The 15,448-nt window shown below is 39.3% G+C and carries 12 protein-coding genes; 4 read left to right on the top strand and 8 right to left on the bottom strand.

The annotated features are described in order from the left end of the window. Positions 1–50: 50 nt before the first annotated feature. From ACF8D3_RS05290 to ACF8D3_RS05280, 3 genes are all read right to left on the bottom strand, one after another. Positions 51–1,115, bottom strand: a complete 1,065-nt coding sequence (locus ACF8D3_RS05290) for a trans-acting enoyl reductase family protein (RefSeq protein WP_061391891.1) — start codon at positions 1,113–1,115, stop codon at positions 51–53. 14 nt (positions 1,116–1,129) lie between these two features. Further along, positions 1,130–2,368 carry an NADH:flavin oxidoreductase/NADH oxidase family protein gene (locus ACF8D3_RS05285; protein WP_061391892.1) on the bottom strand — a complete coding sequence of 413 codons (1,239 nt, stop codon included), beginning with the start codon at positions 2,366–2,368 and terminating at the stop codon, positions 1,130–1,132. Between the two features lie 154 nt (positions 2,369–2,522). Then, positions 2,523–3,353: an alpha/beta fold hydrolase gene (locus ACF8D3_RS05280; protein WP_392470571.1), complete on the bottom strand. Its 831-nt coding sequence runs from the start codon at positions 3,351–3,353 to the stop codon at positions 2,523–2,525. Between the two features lie 414 nt (positions 3,354–3,767). Here ACF8D3_RS05280 and ACF8D3_RS05275 point away from each other — a divergent pair, with 414 nt between their 5' ends. The 4 genes from ACF8D3_RS05275 to ACF8D3_RS05260 all read left to right on the top strand — a co-directional run bounded on the left by ACF8D3_RS05275 (position 3,768) and on the right by ACF8D3_RS05260 (position 8,508). Then, positions 3,768–4,664 carry an acetoacetate decarboxylase family protein gene (locus ACF8D3_RS05275; protein ID WP_392470569.1) on the top strand — a complete coding sequence of 299 codons (897 nt, stop codon included), beginning with the start codon at positions 3,768–3,770 and terminating at the stop codon, positions 4,662–4,664. A 30-nt stretch (positions 4,665–4,694) separates the two neighbouring features. Beyond that, positions 4,695–5,939, top strand: coding sequence for a saccharopine dehydrogenase family protein (locus ACF8D3_RS05270; protein WP_392470567.1), 1,245 nt, complete (start codon positions 4,695–4,697; stop codon positions 5,937–5,939). Between the two features lie 36 nt (positions 5,940–5,975). After that, complete coding sequence (locus ACF8D3_RS05265) at positions 5,976–7,418, top strand: coniferyl aldehyde dehydrogenase (protein ID WP_392470566.1); 1,443 nt, start codon at positions 5,976–5,978, stop codon at positions 7,416–7,418. A gap of 103 nt (positions 7,419–7,521) precedes the next feature. Continuing rightward, a complete protein-coding gene (locus tag ACF8D3_RS05260; protein ID WP_392470564.1) occupies positions 7,522–8,508 on the top strand; it encodes an NAD(P)H-quinone oxidoreductase in 987 nt (328 codons plus the stop codon). A 66-nt stretch (positions 8,509–8,574) separates the two neighbouring features. On the opposite strand, the gene ACF8D3_RS05255 is transcribed toward ACF8D3_RS05260, so the two are convergent. The 5 genes from ACF8D3_RS05255 to astE all read right to left on the bottom strand — a co-directional run bounded on the left by ACF8D3_RS05255 (position 8,575) and on the right by astE (position 15,445). Beyond that, positions 8,575–9,369 (bottom strand): SDR family NAD(P)-dependent oxidoreductase, encoded by a 795-nt coding sequence (locus ACF8D3_RS05255; protein WP_392470561.1) that lies wholly within the window; start codon positions 9,367–9,369, stop codon positions 8,575–8,577. 228 nt (positions 9,370–9,597) lie between these two features. Further along, positions 9,598–11,799: an OsmC domain/YcaO domain-containing protein gene (locus ACF8D3_RS05250; RefSeq protein ID WP_392470559.1), complete on the bottom strand. Its 2,202-nt coding sequence runs from the start codon at positions 11,797–11,799 to the stop codon at positions 9,598–9,600. 281 nt (positions 11,800–12,080) lie between these two features. Further along, a complete protein-coding gene (locus ACF8D3_RS05245) occupies positions 12,081–12,638 on the bottom strand; it encodes a lipocalin family protein (protein WP_392470557.1) in 558 nt (185 codons plus the stop codon). 179 nt (positions 12,639–12,817) lie between these two features. After that, positions 12,818–14,299, bottom strand: a complete 1,482-nt coding sequence (locus tag ACF8D3_RS05240; RefSeq protein ID WP_392470555.1) for an amino acid permease — start codon at positions 14,297–14,299, stop codon at positions 12,818–12,820. A 171-nt stretch (positions 14,300–14,470) separates the two neighbouring features. Then, positions 14,471–15,445 (bottom strand): succinylglutamate desuccinylase, encoded by a 975-nt coding sequence (gene astE, locus ACF8D3_RS05235; RefSeq protein ID WP_392470553.1) that lies wholly within the window; start codon positions 15,443–15,445, stop codon positions 14,471–14,473. Between the last annotated feature and the right edge of the window lie 3 nt (positions 15,446–15,448).

Raw genomic sequence — 15,448 nt, 5'->3', positions numbered from 1 at the left:
ACCCAACAACTGAAAATCAACCGTTGGGTTTTAAATGTTCAGAAAGACCTTTATGAAATCGTAAATGAACCTGAACCCGGAATTTTAGTGACTAAATCAGCACCCATGAGTTTCGCAGGTGTATATGCTCCGCCCTGTACGGTATTTTCCAGTAAATATTGAATGACGATAAGTGAGCCACTAATCGTTAAACTATAAGTATTGTCTGTTTGTATTCTTGCCGTTTTTATTTGTCCTTGGGCATTTCTTACCTCACCCCAAACATAAGTTGGCAGTGTGGCACGCACAGATTCATCAGGACCGTGAACAGATTTACTAATCTGCGCTTTAATCATATTTTGTATGAATTTAAGCTTCAATATTGGACGCATACAGTTCAACATTTTTGCACCACAAATCATTTTAGGTGGCGCTGGTACAAACACTTCAATATTTGGAATACCTGTTGTGTAGAATGCAGTTGAGACATCTCCCCAAGGGATACTCATCGCGCTTTTTTCACCATCTCCGAAATTAATTTTTCGTACGTGATGAGCGAGTGCTACGTTGGTAATCTTACCGTTTTTACGGATCTTTCCGCCCTCAGCCATTCCCTCAGTACTGGTTTTTGCTGTACCCGGTGAAAAGCCTGATTTTGAGTCAAAGCCTAATGCTAAATGTGTCGCATCAGGCATCGCTTGTTTGAGTGTTAATGCGACACAATCTGTCGGAATAACATCAAAGCCAACACCCGGACAAAGTACGATATTGGCTTGTTGTGCTTTATCATTTAAAGATTGAGCGAGTTCAAATACTGCGATTTCTCCCGTAATATCGAGATAGTGCGTGCCTGCTTTTAGGCAGGCTTGCATCATCGGTTTTGAGGTTGCAGAAAATGGACCTGCACAGTGCATCACAAGATCAATACCTTCAAGGTGCTCAATCACCTGTTCAACAGCATCTAATCCAAAAGTTTTAAACTCAAGTCCTAACTCTTGTGCGAGTTCCTGTACTTTTGCTCCATTACGTCCAGCTAATATTGGTTTTAAACCTTTACGCACAGCTTCGCGGGCGATCAGCTCACCCGTATAGCCATTTGCACCGTAAATCATCCAACTTTTATCTTTTGCAGTCATACTAGCCCCCTGTTTTAAGATGCTAATGCATAATCACGCATACGATTTTTATATTGGCGAGTCCGACGTGCCATCGCTGCTTGTTGTAAGATCAATGCCCACAACGGTGAGACTTTAGGATTTGGTGTTTTCCCAAGACTTAGTTTACGCAATTGAAATTTAACGGTTGCCATGTTGGCAAGCGAAGCCAATGTTTTATTTTCCCAAGTAATCGGTTTAAGCTCAGGTGCAACATTTTGACCTTGTTTCCATTCGTTTGGTAAATTCGGATCAATCGCCAATGCAGTTGCAATTCCAACCATATCAACACCGCTTTCAATCACTTGTTCAGCAACTTGCTTACGACGAATTCCTCCTGTCACCATCACTGGCATTTTCGCTACTTTACGTATTTCTTGAGCAAACTCTAAGAAATATGCCTCGCGAGCAAGTGTTCTTCCATCGCGTGCTTGACCTTGCATTGCTGGTGCTTCATAGCTCCCACCAGACAACTCAACTAAGTCCACAGCAAATTCATTTAACATTTCGACTACTTGCTGAGCATCTTCTGCACTGAAACCACCACGTTGAAAGTCAGCTGAATTTAACTTAACGGCAACGCTAAATTTAGCTGAAACCACAGCACGAACAGCTTTTACAATTTCAATTAAAATTCGTGCACGGTTCTCTAATGACCCACCCCATTGATCTTGGCGTTTATTGCTTAGTGGCGATAAAAACTGGCTTAATAGATAACCATGTGCAGCATGAATTTCAACACCTGTAAATCCAGCTTTTTCACCTAACTGTGCTGTATTGGCAAAACGTTGAATGATCTCTTCGATCATTGCTTGCGTCATTTCAATTGGCGTATTAAAGCGATCAGACATTTTCCCTAAATCAAGTGGAATAGCAGATGGTGCCCATGTTTCTTGTCCTAAGTTCGATTGCATTTGGCGTCCCGGATGATTGATTTGCAACCAAACTTGTGCACCTTTAGAGCGACCAATTTGAGCCCAACGTTTAAATGTTTCCAAGTGTTTTTCATCTTCGAGCACTACGCCACCCGGCCCTGTCATAGCACGACGATCAACCATCACATTACCTGTAATGATCAGTCCTACACCACCTTCGGCCCAAGCTTGGTATAAACGCATTAATTCTTCTGAGGGAGCATGGTTTAAATCTGCCATGTTTTCTTCCATTGCTGCTTTGGCAATACGGTTAGGAATACGTGAACCATTTGGGAAAACTAATCTTTCAAACACTTTCATTTTTGTGTCCTCATTGAGTATGAGTTTACTTTAAGATTAAAGCTTACTTTAATGTCAATAGGTTTTATCTCATCTTTTCAATTTTTTATATAAATGAAAAATAGAAGCCCTAAAGCTTCTATTTTTCAATTATATTTTTAAGCTTAGATCATGATTATGATCGAATAAATGCCAATAAATCTGGGTTAATCACATCAGCATTGACCGTTAACATGCCATGAGAAAAACCTTTATATGTTTTAAGCGTTCCGTTTTGCACAAGTTTTGCTGATAAAGCACCAGAGTTTTCATAAGGTACAACCTGATCATCATCACCATGCATGACCAAAACGGGAACTGAGATTTTTTTAAGATCCTCAGTAAAATCAGTCTGGGAAAATGCCACAATACCATCGTAATGTGCTTTTGCCCCACCCATCATACCTTGACGCCACCAATTCCAAATAATAGGTTCAGACGGTTCAACACCCGCTCTATTAAAGCCATAGAATGGGCCAGCGGGTAAGTTATAGTAAAATTCAGAGCGATTTTTAAAGAGCTGATTTTGTAAATCATCAAACACTTCTTTTGGTAAACCATCAGGATTATTTTCTGTTTTGACCATAATCGGTGGAACCGCACTTACCAATACTGCCTTTGCAACATTTTCTTCACCATGACGAGCGATGTAATGAGCGACCTCTCCTCCACCTGTTGAATGGCCAATGTGAATTGCATTTTTTAATCCTAAATGCTGAACAACAGCAGCAACGTCATCGGCATAATGATCCATATCATGACCATCCCAAACTTGACTAGAACGGCCATGTCCACGACGATCATATGCAACGACACGAAAACCTTCATTTAAAAAGAATAATAGCTGTGTATCCCAGTCATCTGAGCTGAGTGGCCATCCATGATGAAAGAACAGAACTTGGGCGTCTTTCGGCCCCCAATCTTTATAAAAAATATCGACACCATCTTGCGTTGTAACGTATGCCATGTTTGTTTCTCCTGTGTAAGATTTACACGTTAGAGGGGTTATATATGTTCTAATCAATGTCAGTTATTTAAATACTATCTTTATCAATAGCCACACTATACTAAGATTAAAGTTAGCTTTAAGGTCAATGCTTTTAGTCATACCTTGATAGTAAAAATGTAAAATAAGAAAGCCTTAAAAAATGAATAATTTGGCTTAGATGCATGTAAATAAATAGTTTTAAAATTTTAGAATGATGCTGAATTGTCCCATTTATTTACATTCCATAAACGAAAACAGCATCAGATTTGATAATTATCGTGTTTGCTGCTTGACATTAAAGTTGACTTTAAACTTATAGTGATTCAACCAACTCATAGGCAAAATGTTTAATTCGGTCTCTTGGGTGATTTATCAATGTAAAGGTTGACGGATATGAATACAAAAAAACAGTTTACTGAAGTTGAATTTGGACAACAGAAAGTCAAAGTACCAAAAGGCGGTTACTACGATCGCTTTAGAATGAATCCGAACCTAGATGAAGTCGCTCAAGATCCAGCTGCGGGAAATATTGATTTTTTTCGTAAGATTCCAAAGCAAATGGTCGAATCTCGCGTTGGCCCTGTTTGGGCGCCGAATTTTTATTATCGTACCAGTAATGTACAGGTACTGATGTTAGCTCCTCTTAAACAATTAAGAAAAAAGCTCCCTGCGCCATTAGAACCTTTACAAGCATTCCCGGGTTTTGGCTTAGTTGCAGTGACATTCTTCACTTATGCAGTTTGTGATAATGATCCTTATAACGAAGCCTCGGTGGCAATTGTTGTACGGAAGCCCAATGAAAAAGGATTAAATGCTCTAGAGTTGTTAAATTCAATTCGTCAGCGTCATTTTTATGCGCATGTTTTGGCTTTACCTGTTGATACTGAAATTGCACGTGTACGTGGTGTGTATGGCTATCAGCTACCAAAATGGTTGACTGAGATTAATGTAGATATAAATCCAATAAATATCTATGCAGATTTGAAAGACACATCTGGTCAGTTAGATTTGAGTTTAAGCACCCAGACACCTGAACTGAAGCATGTGAAATCTGAGTCAAGTATGAATGAAGCAACTATGTTGCATCAGGTCGATAACAAGTGGCACCAAACACTCGTTCAATCCAATACCTTGGCTTTTGCACAGAAGCTATTACCAAGAAATGTAAAATTAGTTCGTCATGGTGGCCCCGTGAGCCAACTCTTGGATGAACTTGGTGCATCAAAAATTTTACGTTTAGATGTTGTGCAAGATGCTCAGGTTGTACTTAACTTACCGAAAGCTTTGTAATTTTTAAAGATTAATAAAGGATAATCAGTGATGAAGAATACAAAATATGATCTTGTAGTGTTTGGTGCAACCAGTTTTGTTGGGCAGATTTTAACAAAGTATCTGTCTGAATACTTTTCGCAGCAAGGTGAAAAGTTGAACTGGGCTATTGCTGGACGTTCAAAAAACAAACTAGAAGAAGTAAAAAACTCCTTGGGTTCTTTAGGTAAAAATTTACCAATCTTGATCGCCGATGCTGGGAACGATTCAGATTTAAAAGCACTCTGTGCGAACACGCGTGTGGTAGTGTCTACTGTTGGGCCTTATGCACTTTATGGTGAACCGCTGATCAAAGCTTGTGTTGAAAATGGTACGGATTATTGTGATCTCACTGGTGAAACTCAGTGGATCAAGAAAATGATCGAAACATATGAACCGCAAGCGCAGCAATCAGGTGCTCGAATCGTTCACTGTTGTGGCTTTGACTCGGTTCCATCTGATATGGGTGTTTACTATCTGCAACAGCAAGCATTAAAACAGTTTGGTGCACCAGCAACCCAAGTCAAAATGCGCGTCAAGACTTTAAAAGGTGGTGCTTCAGGAGGGACGGTTGCAAGCCTAATTAATGTGATTCAAGAAGCGGCAGCAGATCCTGTGTTAAGAAAACAGCTCATCAATGCTTATTCTATTTGTCCTCAAGACCATACGTTTACGCAGAAACAAGATTTTATTAAAACAGCAAAACTTGATTCTGATTTTAATGCTTGGATTGCGCCTTTTGTGATGGCTGCGGTCAATGAGCGAGTTGTACATCGTTCAAATGCATTATCTGGCAATGCATATGGATCGAACTTTAGTTATAACGAAGCAATTTTAACTGGTAGTGGTATTCAGGGGCGTTTAAAGGCAGTTAGTATCGTCGCTGGTCTAGGTGCATTCATGTTAGGGGCGGTAAATAAACCAATTAGCCAATTGATGGAACGTCATCTATTACCAAAACCTGGTGAAGGCCCTACGCCAGAACAACAGCTTTCAGGACGTTTTGATTTACGGTTTTTTGGCAAAACAAATGCTGGTCAGAGTCTAAGAATCAAAGTGACTGGTGATCGTGATCCTGGTTATGGCTCTACAGGGAAAATGCTTGGTCAAGCAGCCATTAGTCTTGCACTTGATCATGTGAAAGATGGAGACAAGGTTGGTCGTGGTGGTGGTTTCTGGACACCAGCGACCATGTTTGATGAGCGATTTATTCAGCGATTAACAAACCATGCAGGTTTAGTTTTCGAAGAAATCTGAATAAAACTTTCATAAATAAGCTCCATGAGGTAAGAAATGAACGCTTCGCATCAAATTAATCAACTAGCCGCGTCTGAGATACTTCAGCAACAGCGTCGAGCTTTTTTAAATGCAGAACCTCCGACGCTTACCCAACGAAAAGCGAATCTGAAAAAACTGCGTGATGCGGTCATTGCATATCGTAGTGAGTTACAAAATGCAGTCAGTGAGGATTTTGGGCATCGCTCTCATCATGAAACAGATGTGATGGAACTGGTCGGTATTGTTCAATCGATTGATTATCTCAGCAAAAAGCTTCGACGTTTTATGAAACCAGAGCGTCGTCATGTGAGTTTGTTTTATCGATCTGCGAAGGCACATGTGGAATATCAACCCAAAGGGATTATTGGTGTGATGGCACCATGGAATTATCCAATTTCATTAACTTTAATCCCATTAGCAACGGCTTTGGCAGCTGGCAATCGCGCTATGCTTAAACCTTCTGAACTAACGCCTCGTACCAGTGACGTTCTTCATCGTATGCTTTCAACAACATTTTCGAGCGATGAAGTCGCTGTCATATTGGGCGGCCCTGAAGTCGGTGCAGCATTTAGCGCCCTTCCATTTGACCATTTACTGTTTACAGGAAGTACGCCTGTTGGTCGTAAAGTAATGAAAGCTGCTAGCGATAATCTCGTTCCTTTGACACTTGAGCTGGGTGGGAAAAGCCCTGTAATTGTTGCACGCGGCAATATCAATCCAAGAACATTGAGTAGCATTGCTTATGGTAAATTATCCAATGGTGGTCAAACTTGTGTTGCGCCAGATTATGCACTGGTGCATGAAGAGGATTTAGAAGATTTTATACAACAGTACAATGAAACAGTGACTCGTTTCTATCCGAATGGGCCTGATTGTGCAGACTATACATCGATTGTAAGTGACAGACATTATGCTCGTTTGCAAGGTTTACTTGATGATGCAAGAGAGAAAGGCGCTCGAGTCATTGAAATGGGTGCTCAATCAGAATCTGCAACCAATCGGGTTCGTACCCTTGCACCTACCCTTGTTATTGGCGCAAAAGACGATGATTCAATCATGCAAGAAGAAATCTTTGGCCCAATTCTTCCAATCAAAACATATCGTGATATTGATGAAGTGATTACTTATATCAATGATCGTCCTCGCCCACTTGCACTCTACTATTTCGGTGAAAAAGATGCGGATTGTAGAAAATTACTCAGACGCACCACTTCAGGCAATGTTGGCATTAACAACACCATCATTCATGTTGCCCAAGATGATCTACCTTTTGGTGGTGTAGGTGCGAGTGGTATGGGTGCTTATCACGGTATTGAAGGTTTCCGCTCTATGAGTCATGCCAAAGGTGTGTTTGATCAAGGTCGTTGGAATTTACCAAGTCTACTTCAAGCCCCTTTCGGAAAACTCATGGAGCTTGCCTTAGTCATGACTTTAGGTCAGAAAAAGACCTCGAAGTAATCAAATATTTATGGGGTTCAGCCTGACTAGAACCCCATTATCTACTCATCCCTTATTTCAAAAAAATCTAATAAAATCACTTAGTATTCAAAAGGAAAATTTTATGAAATGCATTACTTTTAACGGTGCTGGCGGACCTGAAGTTATTACTTTGAGCGAACGAGCCATACCTAAGTTAAGTGATAATGGTGTGTTAATTGAAGTCGTTGCTGCAGGTATTAATGGTCCAGATGCGATGCAACGCCAAGGCTTATATGCTCCACCTGCCGGTGTTACCGATATTCCCGGTCTTGAAGTTTCAGGTATCGTTAAGCAAGTAGGTAAATTTGTCAGTAAGTTTAAAGCTGGTGATGAAGTTTGTGCTTTGGTGCAAGGGGGTGGCTACGCTGAGTATGTCGTTGCACAGCAAGACAATGTACTTTTTATTCCAGAGGGATTAACCCTTATTGAAGGTGGAATTTTACTTGAAACCTTTATGACAGTTTGGTCGCATTTATTTCAACATGCTAAGTTCCGTCCAAATAGCTCAATCTTAATTCATGGCGGTACGTCTGGGATCGGAACAACTGCAACGATGCTCGTAAAAGCATTTGGTGCAACCCAAATTTTTACGACGGTATCGAGTGCAGCACATCAGAAAGCTAGTTTAGAACTTGGTGCAGATGTGGCGATTAATTATAAAGAACAAGATTTTGTTGAGGAAGTTAAAAAGCATACGGATGGTAAAGGCGTAGATTTCGTTTTGGATATTATCGCTGGTGATTATATTCAGAAAAATTATGAAGTTGCAGCAATGAACGGAACAATTGTACAGATCGGCGTGCTAAAAGGACACGCTGAAAAAGTAAATATCTTCCCGATGCTTGCTAAACGTCTCACGCATACGGGAGCAACCCTACGTTCCCAAAGCTCTGAAGCAAAAGCGCAAGTCATGGCTGCCCTCCAAGAACAAGTTTGGCCCTTAATTTCAAAAGGACAATTAAAACCTTTGTTATTTAAATCATTTGACCTTGAGGACGCACATCTAGCACATGAATTTCTGACTCACGGTGAACATGTCGGCAAGTTGGTTCTGATTGTGAAAAAATAAAATAGAAAAGGATTTCTACTTTAGACTTAGGAATCCTTTTTTAAAATATGGAAGACACTTTGTATGTTATAGCTTCTTCTCTAAACGCCGATCCATTAACTTAAATAAAGGACGAGTTAGATTCATGACGGTATTGGGTGCGGCGTTTAATAAGGCATTGGCAATTGCCCCGCTTGTACTGGTCACTCGATAGGGTTTTTCTTGTACAGCTTTGACTAACCAACCAGCCGCTGTCTCTGTATCCAACATACGCATATGTTTATAAATCTTAGTCTTAGAAGACATTGGGGTTCTCACCATCGGAAAATACACGATACTCACATTAATCCCTTGATCTCCTAGTTCCATTTTTAATGATCGCGAAAATGATTCAAGTGCAGATTTACTGGCTAAGTATGCCGAAAATAATGGAATTGGGACTTGTGTAGACATAGTTGATACATTGACGACATGCCCATGACCATTGGCTAAAAAATGTGGCAAAAGTGCTAAGGTTAGACGTACCGCTGCAAAATAGTTTATTTGCATTGTGCGTTCATAATCATGCAGTCTGTCTAATGCTTCCATGATCGGTCGGCGAATTGACCGAGCTGCATTATTAATTAGAACATCAACGGTTTTATGTTCACTCAGGATTTTTTCTATACACTGTTGAGCATCATCATCTTTAGTAATATCAACAGGATAAATCCAAGCTTGACCACCCTGTTGCTGAATAGTGTTTTGTACACGCTCTAACTCATCACTACGACGCGCAACGATGCAAACTTTAGCGCCTAAGGATGCAAGCTGAATAGCTGCTTGTTCTCCTATTCCACTCGATCCCCCTGTCAGTATGATTGTTTTTCCATTTAAGTTCATATCACCTTCCTATGATCAGTAGAAATATTGATCTATGGTTTAGCATCAAATGCTTTATTTTATAGATGTATTTTTGTTTGATTTTGACCCAATAGCATGCATTTTATCGCCGCTTAGATCAAATAAATGTATACAGGTTGTGCTGTTAAAATTTTAAAAAGTATTCCATTTTCTTAGAAGCATAAAAAAAGTGCACGATAGACATGCACTTTTTTATAAAATTATTTATTAAGCTACAGCAACTGCTTTAGCTCTTGCAGCATGTAGTTTCTTATAGCTTTCGATTAAGCGTAAGTGGCGATCCAGTCCTTCAAGTTTCATACTGGTAGGTGTTAAACCATAGAATCGAACATTGCCTTCAACTGAACCCACAACTGCATCCATACGTTCTTGACCGAACATACGACGGAAATTCACATCGTAGTCTTCCAGTTCCATTTCATCATCTAAGACAACTTCAAGTACCACATTCATGCATTGATAGAACAAACCACGTTCTACAGTGTTGGTGTTGTACTGTAAGAATTGCTCAACAAGGTCTTTTGCTTCTTCAAATTGTTGCAAAGCTAGATAAATGAGAAGTTTAAGTTCTAGGAGAGTAAGCTGTCCCCACACGGTATTGTCATCAAACTCGATTCCAATCAGCGTGGTGATTTCTGTATAGTCATCTAGTTCACATTCTTCTAAGCGTTCAACAAGTGCTTCTAATTGAGAGTTGTCTAGTCGGTGAATATTAAGAATATCTTCGCGGAAAGCCAAGGCTTTGTTGGTATTATCCCAAATTAAATCTTCAACCAAATAAATTTCAGAATAATCTGGTACTAAGATACGGCAAGCAGTTGCACCTAAATGCTCATAGACTGCCATATAAACTTCTTTGCCCATTTCTTCTAAGATGCCAAATAGTTCAGCAGCTTCATCTGCATTTGAATTTTCACCCTCATTGGTGAAATCCCACTCGACAAAATCATAGTCAGATTTTGCACTGAAGAAACGCCAAGACACTAAACCACTCGAATCAATAAAGTGTTCCACAAAATTATTCGGTTCGGTTACTGCTTCACTTTGAAAAGTTGGCTGTGGTAAGTCATTTAGGCCTTCAAAACTACGACCTTGTAATAACTCTGTCAGACTGCGTTCTAAAGCGACCTCAAAACTTGGATGCGCACCAAATGAAGCAAATACCCCGCCAGTACGTGGGTTCATTAAGGTCACACACATCACTGGGAATTGACCACCTAAAGATGCATCTTTCACGAGGACTGGAAAACCTTGTTCCTCTAAACCTTTGATGCCTGCCACAATACTTGGGTATTTTGCTAAAACATCTTCAGGTACATCAGGTAATGCAATCTCACCTTCAATAATTTCACGCTTAACAGCACGCTCAAAAATTTCAGATAAACATTGCACTTGAGCTTCAGCTAGAGTATTACCTGCACTCATCCCATTACTGAGATATAAGTTTTCGATCAAATTTGATGGAAAATAAACTACTTCTTGATCTGATTGACGAACAAAAGGTAGTGAACAAATACCACGCTCAATATTGCCTGAGTTTGTGTCATAGAGATGTGTACCTAGTAATTCATCTTCAGGATTATAAATCTCTAAGCAATATTCATCCAAAATTTCTTTCGGTAATTCACCATTTGGACCCGGCTTAAACCATTTTTCATCTGGATAATGCACAAATTCAGCATTTGCAATGTCCTCACCCCAAAATTGATCGTTGTAAAAGAAATTACAGTTCAAACGCTCAATAAATTCACCGAGCGCTGATGCGAGTGCGCTTTCTTTGGTTGAGCCTTTACCATTGGTAAAACACATAGGTGATTGAGCATCACGAATATGCAGCGACCATACGTTAGGTACGATATTGCGCCATGAAGCGATTTCAATCTTCATGCCCAAGCCAGCCAAAATACCTGACATATTGGCAATTGTTTCTTCAAGTGGCAGATCTTTACCCTGAATAAAGGTACTATTTTCAGATGTCAGGCTTGGCATTAATAATGCCTGAGCATCAGCATCAATACTTTCTACTTCTTCAATAACAAATTCAGGGCCAGTTTGAATCACTTTCTTTACGGTACAGCGATCAATCGAACGTAAAATCCCTTGACGATCTTTTTCAGAAATATCAGCTGGAAGTTCAACCTGAATTTTAAAAATTTGCTTATAGCGATTTTCAGGATCAACAATATTGTTTTGAGATAAGCGAATATTATCCGTTGGAATATCACGCGCGGCACAATAGACTTTGACAAAGTAAGCAGCACAGAGGGCTGATGAAGCCAAGAAATAATCAAATGGACCGGGTGCTGAGCCATCCCCTTTATAGCGAATAGGTTGATCGGCGATCACTGTAAAATCGTCGAATTTGGCTTCTTGTCGAAGGTTGTCGAGGTAATTAACCTTGATTTCCATGCTGGCACCTAAATGGGTCTGATGTGAAGATTACACAAGAGATTGAAAAATATTGATAAAAAGTCGAATTATGGATATGAAATTGACTTAAATGAACGATGTCGGTCGTGCAATGAACTCACTGTACAACTGAAACTCGAATGGATGGCAGTATTATAGTGTGATTTTGTTGAATTGATAACTTTTGTCTGTTCTTCCAGCTTATTTATGAACAATTCATAATATAAAAATGATTAGCATTAAAAATGTCAGATGCAAATTTTCGCATCTGACAATAATCATTATTGGCTCGTATGTGGTGTTTTAATTAACTCAGATAAGTCATAACCTTGTTGTTTTGCAGTTTCAAGATAGGATTGATAGGTTGCTTCATCAATTGTCGGCGTTCTTGAAAGTAGCCACAAATATTTATTTGATGGCCCACCAACCAACGCAACTTTATAGTCTGGATCAACTCTGAGTACCCAATAGTCCCCTTTAGTAAAAGGAATCCAGCGTAGTGCTTTTGGCATAAAACTTACTTTTAATTTACTCATGCCTGCATTGTCTGGATAAGCGATTCCAACGGATTGATCCATTTGATCTGATTTATTGCGGCAACTATTGATAACTTGGATTGTATTATTCGAATTCAATGAATATTTTGCAGTGGTATCACTCACGCATTGACGCTGAAAATACATAGGTAAATGTGCAATTTCATACCATTTCCCTGCATATTGTTTAATATCAATTTTATCGACAGCGGTAGGTCTCCCTACATCAGCCAAAGCTGGCACACTCAATGCCGTGAGAGAAATTGATAATACTGCGCTACTGCATAACACTTTAATGTTCATTTAATCCTCAATCTTATTAATACAATACTTTTCAACTATAAAAAGTCTAACGTGAATAAAATGTGAGAATGTAAATGTATACGTTTTAAAGCATATTTTTACTTATAGAGATAATATTGAAAGAATTAAAAACAAAAAAAGTTGAAGATTAACTTCAACTTTTCGTGTCAGTTTAATATTTAAACTTCTTTGTTTTTGTAAAAAATAGCGTAACTTACATAACATGCGATCATAAATAAGATACAGCAGACAAAACCAACTTGCATCGAAGGATCAGTCACCATACTAATACAGGTGATCACACAGAATACGCCACCTAAGATGGGTGTTAGTGGGAATAATGGTGCAGCAAATTTAAGATCTTTGACTGTTTTACCTGATTTAATCCACTGTCTGCGGAAGTTAAACTGAGATACGCAGATCGAAATCCAAACAACAACCATCGTGAATGCAGCAACACCTAACAAGTTTTTGAAAATTGTTTCTGGAGCAAAATGTTCAGACAATAGGCCCGGAATCGCACCAAACATTGTGACAATAATTGCAACAATAGGTGTGCCTGAACGAGTCAGTTTTGAGAATACTTTTGGTAATTGTTTTTTTGCAGACAAAGACCACATCATGCGTGATGCTGCAAATAAACCTGAGTTTGCTGCTGACAATAACGCCGTAATGATAACAAACCGAATAATGTCTTCGGCATAAGGAATACCAATATAGTTAAATACGGTTACGAATGGACTGTTACTTACTGAGTTTGCATTTAAGCCTGCCATTTCATACGGTAGTAATGCACAAATCACCACAATTGTACCCACGAAGAAAATCAACAAACGCCAAATCGCTGCGTTGATTGCTTTTGGAACAGTTTTCGCAGGATTCTCTGCTTCACCTGCTGCAACACCAATTAACTCTGTACCTGAAAATGCAAAGTTTACAATTAACATCGTTGCAAAAATGGGGAAGATGCCATTTGGGAACCAACCATGTTCAGTCAATTTACTGAATAAAGGTGCAGATTCGTGACCGTGATATGGGATAAAGCCAAAAATTGCAGCTAAACCAAGTGCAATAAAGCAAATAATCGTCAGTACTTTAACCAAAGAAAGCCAAAACTCAGACTCCGCAAAGAACCGTGTTGAACTGACATTGAGTGTAAAGACCAAACCGGCAAATACTAATGTCCATGTCCACATGGAAATTGAAGGAAACCATTCCTGCATCAATAGAGCAGCAGCAGTAAATTCCGTACCAAGAGTCGCCGTCCAAGTTAGCCAATATAGCCATGTAATCATATAGCCAGTTCCAGCGCCAATATAAGTACGCGCATATTCACCAAAAGAACCCGAAACTGGCATTTGTACTGCCAACTCCCCCAAGCACAACATCACCATGTAGGCAATTACACCACCAAGTAGATACGATAAAATTGCACCTACAGGGCCTGCTTGAGAAATTACATCTCCTGAACCGAGAAATAAACCTGTTCCGATCGCGCCACCAAGTGAAATCATAACCAAATGACGTTTGGTCATGGCACGTTTCAATGGCTTACCAACTTCTATTTCTGAGGTAGAAATAGTATTTGAGCTACCTTGGGATACATATTGCTCACTCAAGCATTCACCTGAGAGAAATGTCTTGTCATTATTGTTGCTCATTCACGATCACTCCAACGATATTTTTATGACAACCTGTCCTTGCTGTTTCACTTTCATAAAAAATTAATATCTATACGTAGATATTTTTTCTGCATTTTATTTTTTACTGAATATCCATATTCAAACTCCATCTATCCTTGAAAGATTCAACCGATCGTTTTGGCTGTTCTCTTATTCAATTTCTTTTAAAACTAATCCAGCTCTTAACCCGATTTTGACCTTTGGGTTTGGAAACAAAATCCAAACTTGAGTATCTTGAGCCGTATAATTACCTATTGATTGTGTAGCAATGACCTCACCTTTCTGAAAAGTTGAAAAGTTAGGTGCATCTGCGCTTAATTTGAGTTGAAAATCTTCACTTTGTTTTAAGATTGAATCTGCAACCTTAAATTGACGAATTTTGGTTTTTTTCCGTTGAGGCAAAGTTTGCTCAGAAATGACAGCACGTAAAACTTGATCAATATCTGCAAATTCTGAGAGATCATTTTGACCAAAAGCTTTTGCTTTCCCCAATTCCAAGGTGCTGCTTTCAGCGTGCAACATTTCACTGCTAAAATGGGTAAATGTTTTCCCTACTGAATTGTGATAGACCAATGCATCTAAATTTGCAGCTTTCAGACTTTCAATTAAGAAGTCATCATAAGCGCGAGTTTGGTAAGGAAATAATGCAAATACGGGTAATAAAGAAGCTCGAATCGCGGTATGTAAATCATAGTGATAACGTTGCGCATCTTTATCACTTTGTTCAAAAAATTGTGCTGTGACTTTTTCTAATTGTGCTGCACGTTGCGTTTCTTGATCTTGTAATAAAGTTTTGTACGCTCCACAGAACATACGATTCATATCATTTTCAAGATAACGAATACCTTGTCGAATGGCTTGAGGATTGCCTAAGACGACAAGGATACGTGTAGATAAAGCTAAGCGTTCTGCAAAGAGATCTTTTATAATATTTGCGAGTAATTCAATCGGGGCAGTTTCATTGCCATGAATACCAGCAGAAAGTACGATGGTTTTTCTATAATGTGCTTTTGGCGTACATTGCAATAGCCCTTCACCTAGCCATTGCCATGTAAAGCCAGCCATTTCACCATGATTGTGCTTAGGCGCTTGTTGTTCTAACGTCAACGTTAATAGATCAACCATGTA

It is taken from the genome of Acinetobacter sp. YQ_14, from assembly GCF_043102985.1.
Lineage (GTDB): Bacteria > Pseudomonadota > Gammaproteobacteria > Pseudomonadales > Moraxellaceae > Acinetobacter > Acinetobacter venetianus.
This window is presented reverse-complemented; position numbering and strand designations above follow the sequence as displayed.

What these genes read in the sequence shown, in the direction of transcription:
- ACF8D3_RS05290 (WP_061391891.1), bottom strand. Translation starts at nt 1,115, where the DNA reads ATGACTGCAAAAGATAAAAGTTGGATGATTTACGGTGCAAATGGCTAT.
- ACF8D3_RS05265 (WP_392470566.1), top strand. Translation starts at nt 5,976, where the DNA reads ATGAACGCTTCGCATCAAATTAATCAACTAGCCGCGTCTGAGATACTT.
- ACF8D3_RS05285 (WP_061391892.1), bottom strand. Translation starts at nt 2,368, where the DNA reads ATGAAAGTGTTTGAAAGATTAGTTTTCCCAAATGGTTCACGTATTCCT.
- ACF8D3_RS05275 (WP_392470569.1), top strand. Translation starts at nt 3,768, where the DNA reads ATGAATACAAAAAAACAGTTTACTGAAGTTGAATTTGGACAACAGAAA.
- ACF8D3_RS05240 (WP_392470555.1), bottom strand. Translation starts at nt 14,299, where the DNA reads ATGAGCAACAATAATGACAAGACATTTCTCTCAGGTGAATGCTTGAGT.
- ACF8D3_RS05260 (WP_392470564.1), top strand. Translation starts at nt 7,522, where the DNA reads ATGAAATGCATTACTTTTAACGGTGCTGGCGGACCTGAAGTTATTACT.
- astE (WP_392470553.1), bottom strand. Translation starts at nt 15,445, where the DNA reads ATGGTTGATCTATTAACGTTGACGTTAGAACAACAAGCGCCTAAGCAC.
- ACF8D3_RS05270 (WP_392470567.1), top strand. Translation starts at nt 4,695, where the DNA reads ATGAAGAATACAAAATATGATCTTGTAGTGTTTGGTGCAACCAGTTTT.
- ACF8D3_RS05250 (WP_392470559.1), bottom strand. Translation starts at nt 11,799, where the DNA reads ATGGAAATCAAGGTTAATTACCTCGACAACCTTCGACAAGAAGCCAAA.
- ACF8D3_RS05255 (WP_392470561.1), bottom strand. Translation starts at nt 9,369, where the DNA reads ATGAACTTAAATGGAAAAACAATCATACTGACAGGGGGATCGAGTGGA.
- ACF8D3_RS05245 (WP_392470557.1), bottom strand. Translation starts at nt 12,638, where the DNA reads ATGAACATTAAAGTGTTATGCAGTAGCGCAGTATTATCAATTTCTCTC.
- ACF8D3_RS05280 (WP_392470571.1), bottom strand. Translation starts at nt 3,353, where the DNA reads ATGGCATACGTTACAACGCAAGATGGTGTCGATATTTTTTATAAAGAT.